This window comes from Streptococcus parasanguinis, assembly GCF_001073155.1.
Classification (GTDB): domain Bacteria; phylum Bacillota; class Bacilli; order Lactobacillales; family Streptococcaceae; genus Streptococcus; species Streptococcus parasanguinis_D.
The window spans coordinates 1-16,930 of record NZ_JVEE01000046.1 but is presented as its reverse complement, the minus strand read 5'-3'; the positions used below and the strand labels follow the sequence as shown (position 1 = coordinate 16,930).

The 16,930-nt window shown below is 42.6% G+C and carries 22 protein-coding genes, 1 tRNA gene and 3 rRNA genes; all 26 read left to right on the top strand.

All coding sequences use genetic code 11. The annotated features are described in order from the left end of the window. The first annotated feature begins 2 nt into the window (after positions 1 to 2). Entirely contained in the window at positions 3 to 416 is a 414-nt protein-coding gene (gene rplP, locus ADH92_RS08440) for a 50S ribosomal protein L16 (RefSeq protein WP_000960947.1), read from the top strand. A 9-nt stretch (positions 417 to 425) separates the two neighbouring features. After that, positions 426 to 632, top strand: coding sequence for a 50S ribosomal protein L29 (gene rpmC / locus ADH92_RS08435; protein ID WP_003002350.1), 207 nt, complete (start codon positions 426 to 428; stop codon positions 630 to 632). 23 nt (positions 633 to 655) lie between these two features. Further along, complete coding sequence (rpsQ, locus tag ADH92_RS08430; RefSeq protein WP_003009600.1) at positions 656 to 916, top strand: 30S ribosomal protein S17; 261 nt, start codon at positions 656 to 658, stop codon at positions 914 to 916. 25 nt (positions 917 to 941) lie between these two features. Beyond that, complete coding sequence (gene rplN / locus ADH92_RS08425) at positions 942 to 1,310, top strand: 50S ribosomal protein L14 (protein WP_003002384.1); 369 nt, start codon at positions 942 to 944, stop codon at positions 1,308 to 1,310. A gap of 74 nt (positions 1,311 to 1,384) precedes the next feature. After that, on the top strand, positions 1,385 to 1,690 hold the full coding sequence (gene rplX, locus ADH92_RS08420) for a 50S ribosomal protein L24 (protein ID WP_003002315.1): 306 nt from the start codon (positions 1,385 to 1,387) through the stop codon (positions 1,688 to 1,690). A 23-nt stretch (positions 1,691 to 1,713) separates the two neighbouring features. Continuing rightward, on the top strand, positions 1,714 to 2,256 hold the full coding sequence (gene rplE / locus ADH92_RS08415; protein ID WP_003009606.1) for a 50S ribosomal protein L5: 543 nt from the start codon (positions 1,714 to 1,716) through the stop codon (positions 2,254 to 2,256). Positions 2,257 to 2,273: 17 nt separating this feature from the next. Then, positions 2,274 to 2,459: a type Z 30S ribosomal protein S14 gene (locus tag ADH92_RS08410; protein ID WP_001085699.1), complete on the top strand. Its 186-nt coding sequence runs from the start codon at positions 2,274 to 2,276 to the stop codon at positions 2,457 to 2,459. A gap of 211 nt (positions 2,460 to 2,670) precedes the next feature. After that, the gene (rpsH, locus tag ADH92_RS08405) at positions 2,671 to 3,069 is read left to right on the top strand and encodes a 30S ribosomal protein S8 (RefSeq protein ID WP_003010897.1); all 399 of its coding nucleotides are present in this window, start codon (positions 2,671 to 2,673) and stop codon (positions 3,067 to 3,069) included. A gap of 189 nt (positions 3,070 to 3,258) precedes the next feature. Then, positions 3,259 to 3,795, top strand: coding sequence for a 50S ribosomal protein L6 (gene rplF / locus ADH92_RS08400; RefSeq protein ID WP_003010839.1), 537 nt, complete (start codon positions 3,259 to 3,261; stop codon positions 3,793 to 3,795). 83 nt (positions 3,796 to 3,878) lie between these two features. Next, entirely contained in the window at positions 3,879 to 4,235 is a 357-nt protein-coding gene (rplR, locus tag ADH92_RS08395; RefSeq protein ID WP_003010871.1) for a 50S ribosomal protein L18, read from the top strand. Between the two features lie 17 nt (positions 4,236 to 4,252). Continuing rightward, positions 4,253 to 4,747, top strand: coding sequence for a 30S ribosomal protein S5 (rpsE, locus tag ADH92_RS08390; RefSeq protein ID WP_003009617.1), 495 nt, complete (start codon positions 4,253 to 4,255; stop codon positions 4,745 to 4,747). 14 nt (positions 4,748 to 4,761) lie between these two features. Then, positions 4,762 to 4,944, top strand: a complete 183-nt coding sequence (gene rpmD / locus ADH92_RS08385; RefSeq protein ID WP_002894509.1) for a 50S ribosomal protein L30 — start codon at positions 4,762 to 4,764, stop codon at positions 4,942 to 4,944. Between the two features lie 145 nt (positions 4,945 to 5,089). Continuing rightward, a complete protein-coding gene (gene rplO / locus ADH92_RS08380; protein WP_003002405.1) occupies positions 5,090 to 5,530 on the top strand; it encodes a 50S ribosomal protein L15 in 441 nt (146 codons plus the stop codon). A 12-nt stretch (positions 5,531 to 5,542) separates the two neighbouring features. Then, complete coding sequence (secY, locus tag ADH92_RS08375; protein WP_023920186.1) at positions 5,543 to 6,853, top strand: preprotein translocase subunit SecY; 1,311 nt, start codon at positions 5,543 to 5,545, stop codon at positions 6,851 to 6,853. A gap of 96 nt (positions 6,854 to 6,949) precedes the next feature. Beyond that, entirely contained in the window at positions 6,950 to 7,606 is a 657-nt protein-coding gene (locus ADH92_RS08370) for an adenylate kinase (protein WP_049498098.1), read from the top strand. Between the two features lie 116 nt (positions 7,607 to 7,722). Next, the gene (gene infA, locus ADH92_RS08365) at positions 7,723 to 7,941 is read left to right on the top strand and encodes a translation initiation factor IF-1 (RefSeq protein ID WP_001029883.1); all 219 of its coding nucleotides are present in this window, start codon (positions 7,723 to 7,725) and stop codon (positions 7,939 to 7,941) included. Between the two features lie 23 nt (positions 7,942 to 7,964). Next, entirely contained in the window at positions 7,965 to 8,081 is a 117-nt protein-coding gene (gene rpmJ / locus ADH92_RS10670; protein WP_001808836.1) for a 50S ribosomal protein L36, read from the top strand. A gap of 17 nt (positions 8,082 to 8,098) precedes the next feature. After that, entirely contained in the window at positions 8,099 to 8,464 is a 366-nt protein-coding gene (gene rpsM / locus ADH92_RS08360; protein WP_003009631.1) for a 30S ribosomal protein S13, read from the top strand. 23 nt (positions 8,465 to 8,487) lie between these two features. Next, positions 8,488 to 8,871, top strand: a complete 384-nt coding sequence (gene rpsK / locus ADH92_RS08355) for a 30S ribosomal protein S11 (RefSeq protein WP_003002390.1) — start codon at positions 8,488 to 8,490, stop codon at positions 8,869 to 8,871. 45 nt (positions 8,872 to 8,916) lie between these two features. Beyond that, positions 8,917 to 9,855 (top strand): DNA-directed RNA polymerase subunit alpha, encoded by a 939-nt coding sequence (locus tag ADH92_RS08350; RefSeq protein WP_003009635.1) that lies wholly within the window; start codon positions 8,917 to 8,919, stop codon positions 9,853 to 9,855. Positions 9,856 to 9,866: 11 nt separating this feature from the next. Beyond that, positions 9,867 to 10,253 (top strand): 50S ribosomal protein L17, encoded by a 387-nt coding sequence (rplQ, locus tag ADH92_RS08345; RefSeq protein WP_003002399.1) that lies wholly within the window; start codon positions 9,867 to 9,869, stop codon positions 10,251 to 10,253. Between the two features lie 253 nt (positions 10,254 to 10,506). After that, positions 10,507 to 11,778 (top strand): glutamate-cysteine ligase family protein, encoded by a 1,272-nt coding sequence (locus tag ADH92_RS08340; protein WP_049498097.1) that lies wholly within the window; start codon positions 10,507 to 10,509, stop codon positions 11,776 to 11,778. 260 nt (positions 11,779 to 12,038) lie between these two features. Next, positions 12,039 to 13,586, top strand: a 16S ribosomal RNA gene (locus ADH92_RS08335). 53 nt (positions 13,587 to 13,639) lie between these two features. After that, positions 13,640 to 13,712 (top strand) — tRNA-Ala (locus ADH92_RS08330). A 123-nt stretch (positions 13,713 to 13,835) separates the two neighbouring features. Then, positions 13,836 to 16,735 (top strand): 23S ribosomal RNA (locus tag ADH92_RS08325). A 79-nt stretch (positions 16,736 to 16,814) separates the two neighbouring features. Beyond that, positions 16,815 to 16,930 (top strand): 5S ribosomal RNA (gene rrf / locus ADH92_RS08320). The 16S, 23S and 5S rRNA genes sit together here with 1 tRNA gene alongside, the layout of an rRNA operon.

The window sequence follows — 16,930 nt, the reverse complement described above, 5'->3', positions numbered from 1 at the left end:
CAATGTTAGTACCTAAACGTGTAAAACACCGTCGCGAATTCCGTGGTAAAATGCGCGGTGAAGCAAAAGGTGGAAAAGAAGTAGCATTCGGTGAATACGGTCTTCAAGCTACAACTAGCCACTGGATCACAAACCGTCAAATCGAAGCTGCTCGTATCGCCATGACTCGTTACATGAAACGTGGTGGTAAAGTTTGGATTAAGATTTTCCCACACAAATCATACACCGCTAAAGCTATCGGGGTACGTATGGGATCTGGTAAAGGGGCTCCTGAAGGTTGGGTAGCACCAGTTAAACGTGGTAAAGTGATGTTTGAAATCGCTGGTGTATCTGAAGAGATCGCACGCGAAGCACTTCGTCTTGCTAGCCACAAATTGCCAGTTAAAACTAAATTTGTGAAACGTGAAGCAGAATAAGGAGAGGTCATGAAACTTACAGAAGTAAAAGAATTTGTTAAAGAACTTCGTGGTCTTTCTCAAGAAGAACTCGCGAAGCGTGAAAATGAATTGAAGAAAGAATTGTTTGAACTTCGTTTCCAAGCAGCTGCTGGTCAATTGGAACAAACTGGACGTTTGAAAGAAGTGAAAAAACAAATCGCTCGTATCAAAACTGTTCAATCAGAAGCTAAATAATAGACTAGGGAAGGAGAATTTCAATGGAACGCAATAATCGTAAAGTTCTTGTTGGACGCGTTGTGTCTGACAAAATGGACAAAACAATCACAGTTGTAGTTGAAACTAAACGTAACCACCCAGTCTATGGTAAACGTATCAACTATTCTAAAAAATACAAAGCTCATGATGAAAACAATGTTGCTAAAGAAGGCGATATCGTTCGTATCATGGAAACTCGTCCGCTTTCAGCTACAAAACGCTTCCGTCTTGTAGAAGTCGTTGAAAAAGCGGTCATCATCTAATCATACCTGAAAGGAGAAAACGTAAATGATTCAAACAGAAACTCGTTTGAAAGTCGCTGACAACAGTGGCGCACGCGAAATCTTGACAATCAAAGTTCTTGGTGGTTCAAAACGTAAATTCGCGAGCATCGGTGATGTAATCGTTGCATCTGTAAAACAAGCTACTCCTGGTGGTGCGGTTAAGAAAGGTGACGTTGTAAAAGCTGTTATCGTTCGTACTAAATCAGGTGCTCGTCGTAAAGATGGTTCATACATCAAGTTCGACGAAAATGCAGCAGTGATCATCCGTGACGACAAAACTCCTCGCGGAACTCGTATCTTTGGCCCAGTTGCACGTGAATTGCGTGACGGTGGTTTTATGAAGATCGTATCACTTGCTCCAGAAGTACTTTAATCAATAAAAAAACAAACACAGTCCCCTGGCTCAGCCAGGGTGCCCGTCGGGCGTAAGAATAAAAGGAGAATAAAATGTTTGTAAAAAAAGGCGACAAAGTTCGCGTTATCGCTGGTAAAGACAAAGGCGTAGAAGCTGTTGTTCTTACTGCTCTTCCAAAAGTAAATAAAGTTGTTGTAGAAGGTGTAAACATCATCAAGAAACACCAACGTCCAAATAACGAAAACCCTCAAGGTGCAATCGTTGAAAAAGAAGCTCCAATCCATGCTTCTAACGTTCAAGTTTTGGACAAAAACGGTGTTGCTGGACGTGTTGGCTACAAATTTGTAGACGGCAAAAAAGTTCGCTACAACAAAAAATCAGGCGAAGTGCTTGACTAATCACGAAGGAAAGGAGAAGTATAATGGCTAATCGTTTAAAAGAAAAATACCTTAATGAAGTAGTACCATCATTGACTGAACAGTTCAACTATTCATCAGTTATGGCTGTGCCAAAAGTTGATAAAATCGTTTTGAACATGGGTGTCGGTGATGCAGTATCAAATGCTAAAAACCTTGAAAAAGCTGCTGAAGAGCTTGCTTTGATCTCAGGTCAAAAACCATTGATCACTAAGGCTAAAAAATCAATCGCCGGCTTCCGTCTTCGTGAAGGTGTTGCGATCGGTGCAAAAGTTACCCTTCGTGGTGAACGTATGTACGAATTCTTGGATAAATTGGTAACAGTTTCACTTCCACGTGTACGTGACTTCCATGGTGTTCCAACAAAATCATTTGATGGACGCGGAAACTACACACTTGGTGTGAAAGAACAATTGATCTTCCCAGAAATCAACTTTGATGATGTTGATAAAACTCGTGGTTTGGATATCGTAATCGTAACTACAGCGAACACAGACGAAGAATCACGTGCATTGCTTACTGGCCTCGGTATGCCGTTTGCAAAATAATATAGGAGGTAAAACTAATGGCTAAAAAATCTATGATTGCTAAGAACAAACGCCCAGCGAAGTTCTCTACTCAAGCATACACTCGCTGTGAACGTTGTGGACGTCCACACTCAGTTTACCGCAAGTTTAAACTTTGCCGTGTTTGCTTCCGTGAATTGGCATACAAAGGTCAAATCCCAGGTGTAACAAAAGCATCTTGGTAATAGCATGATACAAAGAGCGTAACAACCATAGCAAAAATAGGAGATTTGGTGCAGGAGCGATGCTCCAAAACAAATCTATCTTTTTTGCCCAGGTTGTAGCTCGTGTTCAAATGAGAAATGCTCATCTGTGTGTATCAAAACTTTCTGAGCCTAGCTCAATCATTAACTAGCAAGTGCAACTTGCAAACTACTAGTAAGAGGAGAAATTATAATGGTTATGACTGACCCAATCGCAGACTTCCTTACACGTATTCGTAACGCTAACCAAGCAAAACACGAAGTACTTGAAGTGCCTGCATCAAACATCAAAAAAGGGATTGCTGAAATCCTTAAACGCGAAGGTTTTGTAAAAAACGTTGAATTCATCGAAGATGACAAACAAGGCATCATCCGTGTATTCTTGAAATACGGACAAAACGGTGAAAAAGTTATCACAAACTTGAAACGTGTATCAAAACCAGGTTTGCGTGTTTACAAAAAACGTGAAGATCTTCCAAAAGTTCTTAACGGACTTGGAATTGCTATCCTTTCAACTTCTGAAGGTTTGCTTACTGATAAAGAAGCTCGCCAAAAGAATGTTGGTGGAGAAGTTATCGCTTACGTTTGGTAATATTTAGCTCCCAATTTCGTTGTGACTCTTCGTTATTGTCTCTTGCCTAACCTAAAGTTATGTCTGCGAGACAATGCCTCGATTCACTTAGAAATTGAGACCTAAACATTAACTTTTAAATCAAAAAGATTTAAACCCCGTGAAAACTGGCCCGTAAAGGCCTGACAATTTAACAGGAGAATAAAAAACATGTCACGTATTGGTAATAAAGTTATCGTGTTGCCTGCTGGTGTTGAAATCACTAACAATGACAACGTTGTAACTGTAAAAGGACCTAAAGGAGAACTTACTCGTACGTTCTCAAAAGATATTGAAATCCGTGTGGAAGGTACTGAAGTAACACTTCACCGTCCAAACGATTCAAAAGAAATGAAAACAATCCACGGAACAACTCGTGCCCTTTTGAACAACATGGTTACTGGTGTATCAGAAGGATTCAAGAAAGAACTTGAAATGCGCGGGGTTGGATACCGTGCACAACTTCAAGGATCAAAACTTGTTTTGGCTGTTGGTAAATCACACCCAGACGAAGTTGAAGCTCCAGAAGGAATTACTTTTGAACTTCCAAACCCAACAACAATCGTTGTTAGCGGAATTTCAAAAGAAGTAGTTGGTCAAACAGCTGCTTATGTACGTAGCCTTCGTTCACCTGAACCATACAAAGGTAAAGGGATCCGTTATGTTGGTGAATACGTTCGCCGCAAAGAAGGTAAAACAGGTAAATAATGTAGTTTGGTTGTTTTTCAACCATCCTTCATCTTACCAACTCAGTGCTTAGCACATGATTTTAAAATTAAGAGGTGAAAATTGTGATTTCGAAACCAGATAAAAACAAAATCCGTCAAAAACGCCACCGTCGCGTTCGCGGAAAACTCTCTGGAACTGCTGATCGCCCACGTTTGAACGTATTCCGTTCTAATACAGGCATCTACGCTCAAGTAATTGATGACGTAGCGGGTGTAACGCTCGCAAGCGCTTCAACTCTTGACAAAGAAGTTTCAAAAGGAACTAAAACTGAACAAGCCGTTGTTGTCGGCAAACTTGTTGCTGAACGTGCAGTTGCTAAAGGTATTTCTGAAGTGGTGTTCGACCGCGGTGGATATCTATATCACGGACGTGTTAAAGCTTTGGCTGATGCAGCTCGTGAAAACGGATTGAAATTCTAATAGGAGGACACTAGAAAATGGCATTTAAAGATAATGCAGTTGAACTTGAAGAACGCGTAGTTGCCATCAACCGTGTAACAAAAGTTGTTAAAGGTGGACGTCGTCTTCGTTTTGCAGCTCTTGTAGTTGTTGGTGACCGTAATGGCCGTGTTGGATTTGGTACTGGTAAAGCTCAAGAAGTTCCAGAAGCAATCCGTAAGGCTGTTGAAGATGCTAAGAAAAACTTGATCGAAGTTCCTATGGTTGGAACAACAATTCCACACGAAGTAACATCAGTATTTGGTGGAGCTCGTGTATTGTTGAAACCAGCTATCGAAGGGGCTGGGGTTGCTGCAGGTGGAGCAGTTCGTGCCGTTGTCGAATTGGCAGGTATTGCAGATGTTACATCTAAATCACTTGGATCAAACACTCCAATCAACATCGTTCGTGCAACTGTTAACGGTTTAGCACAATTGAAACGCGCTGATGAAGTTGCTGCCCTTCGTGGTATTTCAGTTTCTGACTTGGCTTAAGAAAGGAGATTCAAATGGCTCAAATTAAAATTACTTTGACTAAGTCTCCAATCGGACGCATCCCGTCACAACGTAAAACTGTTGTAGCACTTGGACTTGGCAAATTGAACAGCTCTGTTATTAAAGAAGATAACCCAGCAGTACGTGGTATGATCACTGCTGTATCTCACTTGGTAACAGTTGAAGAAGTAAAATAATCTATTTAAAATAGAAACAAAGTTTTCAGGGGTATGAGAGGTTCTCATCCCCTAAAACTAAATATAAGTATAGGCGAGTTTGTAGTTAGGACACCTTTTCCTGATTACATGCGTTAGCAATTTACAAAAGAGGAGAAAATTAATAATGAAACTTCATGAATTACAACCTGCTACAGGTTCACGTAAAGTCCGCAACCGTGTTGGTCGTGGTACTTCATCTGGTAATGGTAAAACTTCTGGCCGTGGTCAAAAAGGTCAAAAAGCTCGTAGCGGTGGCGGTGTACGTCTTGGTTTTGAAGGTGGACAAACTCCATTGTTCCGTCGTCTTCCAAAACGTGGATTTACAAACATCAACGCTAAAGAATATGCTATTGTGAACCTTGATCAATTGAACGCCTTTGAAGATGGTGCTGAAGTAACTCCAGTAGTACTTGTAGAATCAGGAATTGTAAAAGCTGAAAAATCAGGTATCAAAATTCTTGGTAACGGAGAATTGACTAAGAAGTTGACTGTTAAAGCTGCTAAATTCTCTAAATCAGCTGAAGAAGCTATCACTGCTAAAGGTGGTTCAGTTGAAGTCATCTAAGTGAGGTGACCTATGTTTTTTAAATTATTAAAAGATGCATTTAAGGTGAAACAAGTACGGTCGAAGATTTTATTTACGATCTTCATCATTCTTGTTTTCCGCATTGGGACCACGATTACAGTGCCTGGTGTAAATGCGAAAATTCTGAACAACCTTCAAGATGTGTCCTTCTTGAACATGCTCAGTTTGGTTTCTGGGAACGCCATGAGGAACTTCTCAGTTTTCGCTCTAGGGGTTAGCCCATACATCACAGCTTCGATCGTCGTGCAACTTTTGCAAATGGATCTGTTACCTAAGTTTGTTGAATGGGGCAAACAAGGGGAAGTTGGTCGAAGAAAGCTCAACCAAGCAACACGCTATATTTCTTTGGTTCTAGCCTTTGTTCAATCCATCGGGATTACAGCCACCTTCCACACTTTGTCTCAGGCGAAATTAGTCGCAACTCCAAATACCAAGACCTATCTATTAATCGGTGCGATTCTGACGACCGGTTCCATGATTGTGACTTGGCTTGGAGAACAAATCACAGATAAAGGCTACGGTAATGGTGTTTCAATGATTATCTTTGCAGGGATTGTGTCATCAATTCCTGAGATGATTAAAGAAATCTATGAAAATGCATTTGTGAATGTTCGTTCTGGTCAAATGACCAATTCCCTCATTTTTGTTGGGGTATTAATCCTTGCTGTCTTGGTTATTGTTTACTTTACAACCTTTGTAGAGCAAGCACAATACAAGATTCCAATCCAATATACAAAGATTGCACAAGGAGCTCCATCAAGTTCTTACCTTCCTTTGAAAGTAAACCCAGCAGGGGTTATTCCTGTCATCTTCGCTAGTTCGATTACAGCAGCGCCTGCTGCGATTTTCCAAGTGATTAGCGCTATGGGTTACAATGCAGGATGGGTGAAAACAGCTCAAGCCATGTTGGCTACAAACACACCAACTGGTGTGGCAATGTATGCCTTATTGATCATTCTCTTCACCTTCTTCTACACGTTTGTTCAGATCAATCCTGAAAAAACGGCAGAAAACCTTCAAAAGAGTGGTGCCTATATCCCAGGCGTCCGCCCTGGTAAGGGGACAGAAGAGTTTATGTCTCGTTTGCTACGTCGTTTAGCAAGCGTCGGATCCGTATTCCTTGGCTTTATTACCATCATTCCAATCCTAGCTCGAGATTTATTTGGTTTGACAGATGCAGTTGCTCTTGGAGGAACTAGTTTGTTAATCATTATTTCAACAGGTATTGAGGGAATGAAACAATTAGAAGGCTACTTATTAAAACGTAAGTATGTCGGATTTATGGACACAACAACAGAATAGAATAAGGTTGACTTTGTCAGCCTTCTATTTTGTTTTTAAATGGAAATAGGAATTCGCTCCTGCTTCCATTTAAAAACAAAATAAGGAGAATTCATCATGAATCTTTTAATTATGGGGTTGCCTGGAGCAGGTAAAGGAACTCAAGCGGCTAAAATCGTTGAAGAGTTTCACGTAGCGCACATCTCCACCGGAGATATGTTCCGCGCAGCGATGGTTAACCAAACTGAAATGGGTGTGCTTGCAAAATCATACATTGATAAAGGTGAGTTGGTACCAGATGAAGTAACCAATGGAATTGTGAAAGAACGCCTTGCTCAAGATGATATTAAAGAAACAGGTTTCCTTTTGGATGGCTATCCACGTACAATTGAACAAGCTCATGCCTTGGATCAAACTTTGTCAGAACTTGGTATCACATTAGAAGGTGTTATCAATATTGAAGTTAACCCAGAAAGCTTGTTAGAGCGTTTGAGTGGTCGTTTCATCTGCCGTACTTGTGGCGCAACTTACCATAAAGTATTTAATCCTACAAAAGTTGAAGGAACTTGTGATAACTGTCAAGGTCATGATTTCTACCAACGTGAAGATGACAAACCAGAAACGGTTAAACGTCGTTTGGACGTCAATATTGCACAAGGAGAACCAATCATTGAATTTTATCGTTCAAAAGGACTTGTACATGACATCCAAGGGAACCAAGATATCAATGATGTATTTGCAGACATTGAAAAAGTCTTGTCAAATTTGAAATAAAAGCGTTTTTCATGCTTGCAATATTGGACAACTAGTGTTACAATTAGTTAGTCTGACTTATAATTGTTACCTCTGTGCTCAGAGGAATGAATCGAAATTTATGGAGGTACTTTTGCGTGGCAAAAGACGATGTGATTGAAGTAGAAGGCAAAGTAGTCGATACAATGCCGAATGCTATGTTTACGGTTGAACTTGAAAATGGACATCAGATTTTAGCAACAGTTTCTGGTAAAATTCGTAAAAACTATATTCGTATTTTAGCGGGAGATCGTGTTACAGTGGAGATGAGTCCGTACGATTTGACACGTGGACGTATCACATACCGCTTTAAATAATCGAAAAACTTGGAGGGATAAAAATGAAAGTAAGACCATCGGTCAAACCAATTTGCGAATACTGTAAAGTAATTCGTCGTAATGGTCGTGTTATGGTAATTTGCCCAGCAAATCCAAAACACAAACAACGTCAAGGATAAGATAGAAAGGAGAAAACATGGCTCGTATTGCTGGAGTTGACATTCCAAATGACAAACGTGTAGTAATTTCATTGACTTATGTGTACGGTATCGGACTTCCAACATCTAAGAAAATCCTTGCTGCTGCAGGCGTTTCTGAAGATATTCGTGTTCGCGATCTTACACCAGATCAAGAAGATGCTATCCGTCGTGAAGTTGACGCAATCAAAGTTGAAGGTGACCTTCGTCGTGAAGTAAACTTGAACATCAAACGCTTGATGGAAATCGGTTCATACCGTGGTATCCGTCACCGTCGTGGACTTCCAGTTCGTGGACAAAACACTAAAAACAATGCTCGCACTCGTAAAGGTAAAGCTGTTGCGATTGCAGGTAAGAAAAAATAAAATAAAATAAGGAGGTAAAAATCTTGGCTAAACCAACACGTAAACGTCGTGTGAAAAAGAATATCGAATCTGGTATTGCTCATATTCACGCTACATTTAACAACACAATTGTTATGATTACTGATGTGCATGGTAACGCAATCGCTTGGTCATCTGCAGGTGCACTTGGATTTAAAGGTTCTCGTAAATCTACACCATTTGCTGCTCAAATGGCATCAGAAGCTGCTGCAAAAGCTGCTCAAGAACACGGACTTAAATCTGTTGAAGTAACTGTTAAAGGTCCTGGTTCAGGTCGTGAGTCTGCTATTCGTGCACTTGCTGCTGCTGGTCTTGAAGTAACTGCAATCCGCGATGTAACTCCTGTACCACACAATGGTGCTCGTCCTCCAAAACGTCGCCGTGTATAATCATCAACAATTACACAGCTTTTCGTTTAAGAGGGAGTATAGCAAATGATTGAGTTTGAAAAACCAAATATAACAAAAATTGATGAAAACAAAGATTATGGCGTGTTTGTCGTAGAACCACTTGAACGTGGCTATGGTACAACACTTGGAAACTCACTTCGTCGTGTACTTCTGGCTTCACTTCCAGGTGCAGCTGTCACTTCAATCAACATTGAAGGTGTACTCCACGAATTTGATACCGTTCCAGGAGTCCGTGAAGACGTTATGCAAATTATTCTTAACGTTAAAGGAATCGCCGTTAAATCTTACGTCCAAGACGAAAAGATTATTGAACTTGATGTAGAAGGACCTGCAGAAGTAACTGCCGGAGACATTCTTACTGATAGTGACATCGAAATTGTAAACCCTGATCATTATCTATTTACAATCGGAGAAGGAGCATCTTTGAAAGCAACGCTTACTGTAAACAGTGGACGTGGCTATGTTCCAGCTGATCAAAACAAAAAAGATGATGCACCAGTGGGAACACTTGCTGTAGATTCAATCTATACGCCAGTGACTAAAGTCAATTACCAAGTTGAACCAGCACGCGTTGGTAGCAACGATGGCTTTGACAAGCTAACCCTTGAAATTTTGACAAATGGGACAATCATTCCAGAAGATGCCTTAGGTTTGTCTGCTCGTATTTTGACAGAACACCTAAATCTATTCACAAACTTAACTGAAATTGCTATTGCAACAGATGTTATGAAGGAAGTGGATACAACTTCTGATGATCGCATTTTAGAACGTACGATCGAAGAATTAGATCTTTCAGTTCGTTCATATAACTGTTTGAAACGTGCTGGCATTAATACTGTTTACGATTTGACTGAAAAATCAGAAGCAGAAATGATGAAAGTTCGTAACTTGGGACGTAAGAGTCTTGAAGAAGTTAAAATCAAACTTGCCGACTTAGGCCTTGGGTTAAAAAACGATAAATAGAGGAGGAATACATGGCTTACCGTAAACTAGGACGCACTAGCTCACAACGTAAAGCGATGCTTCGCGATTTGACTACAGATCTTATCATCAATGAAGCGATTGTAACAACTGAAGCACGTGCGAAAGAAATCCGTAAATCAGTTGAAAAAATGATTACTTTGGGTAAACGTGGTGATTTGCATGCACGTCGTCAAGCTGCTGCATTCGTACGTAACGAAGTTGCATCACAAAACTTTGATGAAGAAACAGGTAAATACTCAGAAACAACTGCACTTCAAAAATTGTTCTCTGAATTAGCACCTCGTTATGCTGAGCGCAATGGTGGATATACTCGTATCCTTAAAACTGAACCACGTCGTGGTGATGCTGCGCCAATGGCTATCATCGAATTGGTATAATATCATCAATTTTGTTGAGTGTTATGATGATGGAATACACTGTTATTCTTAGTCTAGCTCTGGTCTACCGCTGGGGGTTTTCCCCAGCGGGAACACTCATCATATTGAATGAATGGTAGACGCTTGTTTACGAAATTGCTTTAATTTAAAACAATTTCGTAAGCAGGCGTTTTGTCTTGTTTTCGTGAGTAGTCGAGAATAGCAAAAAATGATATAATGGAACCCATATCTCCAATAGAAGAAAAAGGATTCAATGACAAAACAACAAGCAATTAAATTACTAAAAGAGAAGTACCTTAGTAATATGAAAGAGGATTCGGAACTCTTTGTCGGAGTTGAATTAGAGTTTCCGATTGTAGAAACAAATGGAAACAAAACAAATATAGAGGTGACGAAAAATCTTTTTCGAACCTTAGCAAACTTATCAGATTTTGAAGTCGAAAAAAGAGATGACAATCAAAATCCCATTCAATTGATTCACTGCTCTTCTAAAGATCGTATTCTATTCGAGTTGAGTTACAATACAATTGAATTTGCATTTGAGAGAGCTCGTTCTATAAATGAGGTGGCCAAACGTTTTGAGGACTATTTGAAGATCATTCAACCGATTTTACAAGAAAATAAACACGAAATTCAAGGGCACGGAATCCATCCTTTGTGGAAAGAAAATGATAATAGCCCAGTGAAAATTGAACGATACAAGATGTTAATGGCTTTCCTTGCAATGAATGGTACAGGGATGAAGACACACTCCTATCCTTCGTACGGAGCATTTATATGCGGAAACCAGGTTCAATTGGATGTAAGGCGCGATAATTATATTCGCATCATTAATGCATTTAATAAAATTGAAGCAGCAAAAGCGTATTTGTTTTCTAACTCAGAATTTACAGCAGAAGCTTGGAATACAAAAATTGCTAGAGATATTTTCTGGGAAGAATCCTTACATGGTTATTATAAGGAAAATGTAGGGGTTTATCCTAAGGACTACCAAAGCGAAGAAGAGTTTTTTAATAATCTCGCTAGAACGGCTATTTTTACGGCAACTAGAGAGGGCAAATCCTATTATTTTAAACCCGTTCGAGTAAAAGACTATCTAGATCAAAAAGAAATTACAGCCTATACGGCTGATGGAAATGAGAAAATCATTAACCCTGTAAAAGAAGATCTAAAACAACATCGAAGTTACCAATTTCAGGATTTAACTGCTCGTGGGACTGTGGAATTTAGAAGTGTTTGTACACAACCATTAGAAACCACCTTTGCCCCGATTGCCTTTGAGTTGGGCTTGTTTGTACAATTAGAAAAACTGGAAAACTATTTAGAAGATTCTTCATTTTTTAAAAATGAAGAACAGGACTATCGAAAACTTAGAAAGAAATATTCAAAGAAAATTCTAAGTAAAGAAGAAAAAGAAGCGATCCAATCCTTTTCAAAAGATCTTCTAGACCTAGCTGAAGCAGGTTTAATGAAAAGAGGTTACGGAGAAGAAAAATTTCTCATCATTAACAAAGAACTAGATTAATAGAAAAGCCTGTAATACAGGCTTTTCTTTGTTGCTTTCAAAAAAACTTTCAAAAAAATAAAATTTTTTGGAAAAAAGTATTGACAGTAAGGAGAGGTCATGATATACTAATATAGTTGTCGCGAGAGAGCGACAAAGACCTTTGAAAACTGAACAAGACGAACCAATGTGCAGGGCGCTATAACTAAGGTTATAGTAACTGAACAATAAAAAAACAATAAATCTGTCAGTGACAGAATGAGTTTAAGACAAACAATTATTTTAATGAGAGTTTGATCCTGGCTCAGGATGAACGCTGGCGGCGTGCCTAATACATGCAAGTAGAACGCTGAAGCTTGGTGCTTGCACCGAGCGGAAGAGTTGCGAACGGGTGAGTAACGCGTAGGTAACCTGCCTCTTAGCGGGGGATAACTATTGGAAACGATAGCTAATACCGCATAAAAGTCGACATTGCATGATGTTGATTTGAAAGGTGCAATTGCATCACTAAGAGATGGACCTGCGTTGTATTAGCTAGTTGGTGAGGTAACGGCTCACCAAGGCGACGATACATAGCCGACCTGAGAGGGTGATCGGCCACACTGGGACTGAGACACGGCCCAGACTCCTACGGGAGGCAGCAGTAGGGAATCTTCGGCAATGGGGGCAACCCTGACCGAGCAACGCCGCGTGAGTGAAGAAGGTTTTCGGATCGTAAAGCTCTGTTGTAAGAGAAGAACGAGTGTGAGAGTGGAAAGTTCACACTGTGACGGTAACTTACCAGAAAGGGACGGCTAACTACGTGCCAGCAGCCGCGGTAATACGTAGGTCCCGAGCGTTATCCGGATTTATTGGGCGTAAAGCGAGCGCAGGCGGTTAGATAAGTCTGAAGTTAAAGGCTGTGGCTTAACCATAGTACGCTTTGGAAACTGTTTAACTTGAGTGCAGAAGGGGAGAGTGGAATTCCATGTGTAGCGGTGAAATGCGTAGATATATGGAGGAACACCGGTGGCGAAAGCGGCTCTCTGGTCTGTAACTGACGCTGAGGCTCGAAAGCGTGGGGAGCAAACAGGATTAGATACCCTGGTAGTCCACGCCGTAAACGATGAGTGCTAGGTGTTGGGTCCTTTCCGGGACTCAGTGCCGCAGCTAACGCATTAAGCACTCCGCCTGGGGAGTACGACCGCAAGGTTGAAACTCAAAGGAATTGACGGGGGCCCGCACAAGCGGTGGAGCATGTGGTTTAATTCGAAGCAACGCGAAGAACCTTACCAGGTCTTGACATCCCTCTGACCGCTCTAGAGATAGAGTTTTCCTTCGGGACAGAGGTGACAGGTGGTGCATGGTTGTCGTCAGCTCGTGTCGTGAGATGTTGGGTTAAGTCCCGCAACGAGCGCAACCCCTATTGTTAGTTGCCATCATTGAGTTGGGCACTCTAGCGAGACTGCCGGTAATAAACCGGAGGAAGGTGGGGATGACGTCAAATCATCATGCCCCTTATGACCTGGGCTACACACGTGCTACAATGGCTGGTACAACGAGTCGCGAGTCGGTGACGGCAAGCTAATCTCTTAAAGCCAGTCTCAGTTCGGATTGTAGGCTGCAACTCGCCTACATGAAGTCGGAATCGCTAGTAATCGCGGATCAGCACGCCGCGGTGAATACGTTCCCGGGCCTTGTACACACCGCCCGTCACACCACGAGAGTTTGTAACACCCGAAGTCGGTGAGGTAACCGTAAGGAGCCAGCCGCCTAAGGTGGGATAGATGATTGGGGTGAAGTCGTAACAAGGTAGCCGTATCGGAAGGTGCGGCTGGATCACCTCCTTTCTAAGGAAATGGAAACCTGTACGTTGGTCTTGTTTAGTTTTGAGAGGTCTTGTGGGGCCTTAGCTCAGCTGGGAGAGCGCCTGCTTTGCACGCAGGAGGTCAGCGGTTCGATCCCGCTAGGCTCCATTAACACTGTAAGGGTGTTAAGATTGAACATTGAAAATTGAATATCTATATCAAATAGTAACAAGAAAATAAACCGAAACGCTGTAAATATTTAAAGAGTTTAGGTCGCAAGACCAAAAATAAGGTTAAGTTAATAAGGGCGCACGGTGGATGCCTTGGCACTAGAAGCCGAAGAAGGACGTGACAAACGACGAAATGCTTTGGGGAGCTGTAAGTAAGCGACGATCCAGAGATGTCCGAATGGGGGAACCCACTAGCTAATGGCTAGTACTCCTATCTGTTAAGGATAGGTAGAGGAAGACGCAGTGAACTGAAACATCTAAGTAGCTGCAGGAAGAGAAAGCAAAAGCGATTGCCTGAGTAGCGGCGAGCGAAACGGCAGGAGGGCAAACCGAAGAGTTTACTCTTCGGGGTTGTAGGACTGCAATGTGGACTTAAAGATTATAGAAGAATGACATGGGAAGGTCAGCCAAAGAGAGTAAGAGCCTCGTATTCGAAATAGTCTTTATACCTAGCAGTATCCTGAGTACGGCGGGACACGAGAAATCCCGTCGGAATCTGGGAGGACCATCTCCCAACCCTAAATACTCTCTAGTGACCGATAGTGAACCAGTACCGTGAGGGAAAGGTGAAAAGCACCCCGGGAGGGGAGTGAAATAGAACCTGAAACCGTGTGCCTACAACAAGTTCGAGCCCGTTAATGGGTGAGAGCGTGCCTTTTGTAGAATGAACCGGCGAGTTACGATATGATGCGAGGTTAAGTTGAAGAGACGGAGCCGTAGGGAAACCGAGTCTGAATAGGGCGGAATAGTATTATGTCGTAGACCCGAAACCATGTGACCTACCCATGAGCAGGTTGAAGGTGAGGTAAAACTCACTGGAGGACCGAACCAGGGCACGTTGAAAAGTGCTTGGATGACTTGTGGGTAGCGGAGAAATTCCAAACGAACTTGGAGATAGCTGGTTCTCTCCGAAATAGCTTTAGGGCTAGCGTCGACATTAAGATTCTTGGAGGTAGAGCACTGTTTGGGTGAGGGGTCCATCCCGGATTACCAATCTCAGATAAACTCCGAATGCCAATGAATTATGGTCGGCAGTCAGACTGCGAGTGCTAAGATCCGTAGTCGAAAGGGAAACAGCCCAGACCACCAGCTAAGGTCCCAAAATAATTGTTAAGTGGAAAAGGATGTGGGGTTGCACAGACAACTAGGATGTTAGCTTAGAAGCAGCTATTCATTCAAAGAGTGCGTAATAGCTCACTAGTCGAGTGACCCTGCGCCGAAAATGTACCGGGGCTAAAACAATTTACCGAAGCTGTGGATACCTTTATAGGTATGGTAGGAGAGCGTTCTATGTGTGGAGAAGGTGTACCGTGAGGAGCGCTGGAACGCATAGAAGTGAGAATGCCGGTATGAGTAGCGAAAGACAGGTGAGAATCCTGTCCACCGTAAGACTAAGGTTTCCAGGGGAAGGCTCGTCCGCCCTGGGTTAGTCGGGACCTAAGGAGAGACCGAAAGGTGTATCCGATGGACAACAGGTTGATATTCCTGTACTAGAGTATGTAGTGAAGGAGGGACGCAGTAGGCTAACTAAAGCGTGCGACTGGAAGTGCACGTCTAAGCAGTGAGGTGTGAATTGAGTTAAATGCTTAATTCTATAACATTGAGCTGTGATGGGGAGCGAAGTTTAGTAGCGAAGTTAGTGACGTCACACTGCCAAGAAAAGCTTCTAGCGTTAATCATACTCTACCCGTACCGCAAACCGACACAGGTAGTCGAGGCGAGTAGCCTCAGGTGAGCGAGAGAACTCTCGTTAAGGAACTCGGCAAAATGACCCCGTAACTTCGGGAGAAGGGGTGCTGGCTTTCAGTCAGCCGCAGTGAATAGGCCCAAGCAACTGTTTATCAAAAACACAGCTCTCTGCTAAATCGTAAGATGATGTATAGGGGGTGACGCCTGCCCGGTGCTGGAAGGTTAAGAGGAGTGCTTAGCGTAAGCGAAGGTATGAATTGAAGCCCCAGTAAACGGCGGCCGTAACTATAACGGTCCTAAGGTAGCGAAATTCCTTGTCGGGTAAGTTCCGACCCGCACGAAAGGCGTAATGATTTGGGCACTGTCTCAACGAGAGACTCGGTGAAATTTTAGTACCTGTGAAGATGCAGGTTACCCGCGACAGGACGGAAAGACCCCATGGAGCTTTACTGCAGTTTGATATTGAGTGTCTGTGCCACATGTACAGGATAGGTAGGAGCCATAGAGATCGGGACGCCAGTTTCGATGGAGGCGTTGTTGGGATACTACCCTTGTGTTATGGCCACTCTAACCCGGTAGGTTCATCATCTACGGAGACAGTGTCTGACGGGCAGTTTGACTGGGGCGGTCGCCTCCTAAAAGGTAACGGAGGCGCCCAAAGGTTCCCTCAGAATGGTTGGAAATCATTCGCAGAGTGTAAAGGTATAAGGGAGCTTGACTGCGAGAGCTACAACTCGAGCAGGGACGAAAGTCGGGCTTAGTGATCCGGTGGTTCCGTATGGAAGGGCCATCGCTCAACGGATAAAAGCTACCCTGGGGATAACAGGCTTATCTCCCCCAAGAGTTCACATCGACGGGGAGGTTTGGCACCTCGATGTCGGCTCGTCGCATCCTGGGGCTGTAGTCGGTCCCAAGGGTTGGGCTGTTCGCCCATTAAAGCGGCACGCGAGCTGGGTTCAGAACGTCGTGAGACAGTTCGGTCCCTATCCGTCGCGGGCGTAGGAAATTTGAGAGGATCTGCTCCTAGTACGAGAGGACCAGAGTGGACTTACCGCTGGTGTACCAGTTGTCTCGCCAGAGGCATCGCTGGGTAGCTATGTAGGGAAGGGATAAACGCTGAAAGCATCTAAGTGTGAAACCCACCTCAAGATGAGATTTCCCATGATTATATATCAGTAAGAGCCCTGAGAGAAGATCAGGTAGATAGGTTAGGAGTGGAAGTTGTGTGAGCAATGGAGCGGACTAATACTAATAGCTCGAGGACTTATCCAAAGAGTCAGAAGATATTGACAACGAAAGGTTAACTTGTTAGAATATAGATGTTCAATTTTGAATGTTTAATCATTCAGAGTTAAGTGACGATAGCCTAGGAGATACACCTGTACCCATGCCGAACACAGCAGTTAAGCCCTAGAACGCCGGAAGTAGTTGGGGGTTGCCCCCTGTGAGATAAGGTAGTCGCTTAGC

Coding starts and splice junctions, on each gene's coding strand:
- rplP (WP_000960947.1), top strand. CDS start 3: ATGTTAGTACCTAAACGTGTAAAACACCGTCGCGAATTCCGTGGTAAA.
- rpmC (WP_003002350.1), top strand. CDS start 426: ATGAAACTTACAGAAGTAAAAGAATTTGTTAAAGAACTTCGTGGTCTT.
- rpsQ (WP_003009600.1), top strand. CDS start 656: ATGGAACGCAATAATCGTAAAGTTCTTGTTGGACGCGTTGTGTCTGAC.
- rplN (WP_003002384.1), top strand. CDS start 942: ATGATTCAAACAGAAACTCGTTTGAAAGTCGCTGACAACAGTGGCGCA.
- rplX (WP_003002315.1), top strand. CDS start 1,385: ATGTTTGTAAAAAAAGGCGACAAAGTTCGCGTTATCGCTGGTAAAGAC.
- rplE (WP_003009606.1), top strand. CDS start 1,714: ATGGCTAATCGTTTAAAAGAAAAATACCTTAATGAAGTAGTACCATCA.
- ADH92_RS08410 (WP_001085699.1), top strand. CDS start 2,274: ATGGCTAAAAAATCTATGATTGCTAAGAACAAACGCCCAGCGAAGTTC.
- rpsH (WP_003010897.1), top strand. CDS start 2,671: ATGGTTATGACTGACCCAATCGCAGACTTCCTTACACGTATTCGTAAC.
- rplF (WP_003010839.1), top strand. CDS start 3,259: ATGTCACGTATTGGTAATAAAGTTATCGTGTTGCCTGCTGGTGTTGAA.
- rpsE (WP_003009617.1), top strand. CDS start 4,253: ATGGCATTTAAAGATAATGCAGTTGAACTTGAAGAACGCGTAGTTGCC.
- rpmD (WP_002894509.1), top strand. CDS start 4,762: ATGGCTCAAATTAAAATTACTTTGACTAAGTCTCCAATCGGACGCATC.
- rplO (WP_003002405.1), top strand. CDS start 5,090: ATGAAACTTCATGAATTACAACCTGCTACAGGTTCACGTAAAGTCCGC.
- secY (WP_023920186.1), top strand. CDS start 5,543: ATGTTTTTTAAATTATTAAAAGATGCATTTAAGGTGAAACAAGTACGG.
- ADH92_RS08370 (WP_049498098.1), top strand. CDS start 6,950: ATGAATCTTTTAATTATGGGGTTGCCTGGAGCAGGTAAAGGAACTCAA.
- rpmJ (WP_001808836.1), top strand. CDS start 7,965: ATGAAAGTAAGACCATCGGTCAAACCAATTTGCGAATACTGTAAAGTA.
- rpsM (WP_003009631.1), top strand. CDS start 8,099: ATGGCTCGTATTGCTGGAGTTGACATTCCAAATGACAAACGTGTAGTA.
- ADH92_RS08350 (WP_003009635.1), top strand. CDS start 8,917: ATGATTGAGTTTGAAAAACCAAATATAACAAAAATTGATGAAAACAAA.
- rplQ (WP_003002399.1), top strand. CDS start 9,867: ATGGCTTACCGTAAACTAGGACGCACTAGCTCACAACGTAAAGCGATG.
- ADH92_RS08340 (WP_049498097.1), top strand. CDS start 10,507: ATGACAAAACAACAAGCAATTAAATTACTAAAAGAGAAGTACCTTAGT.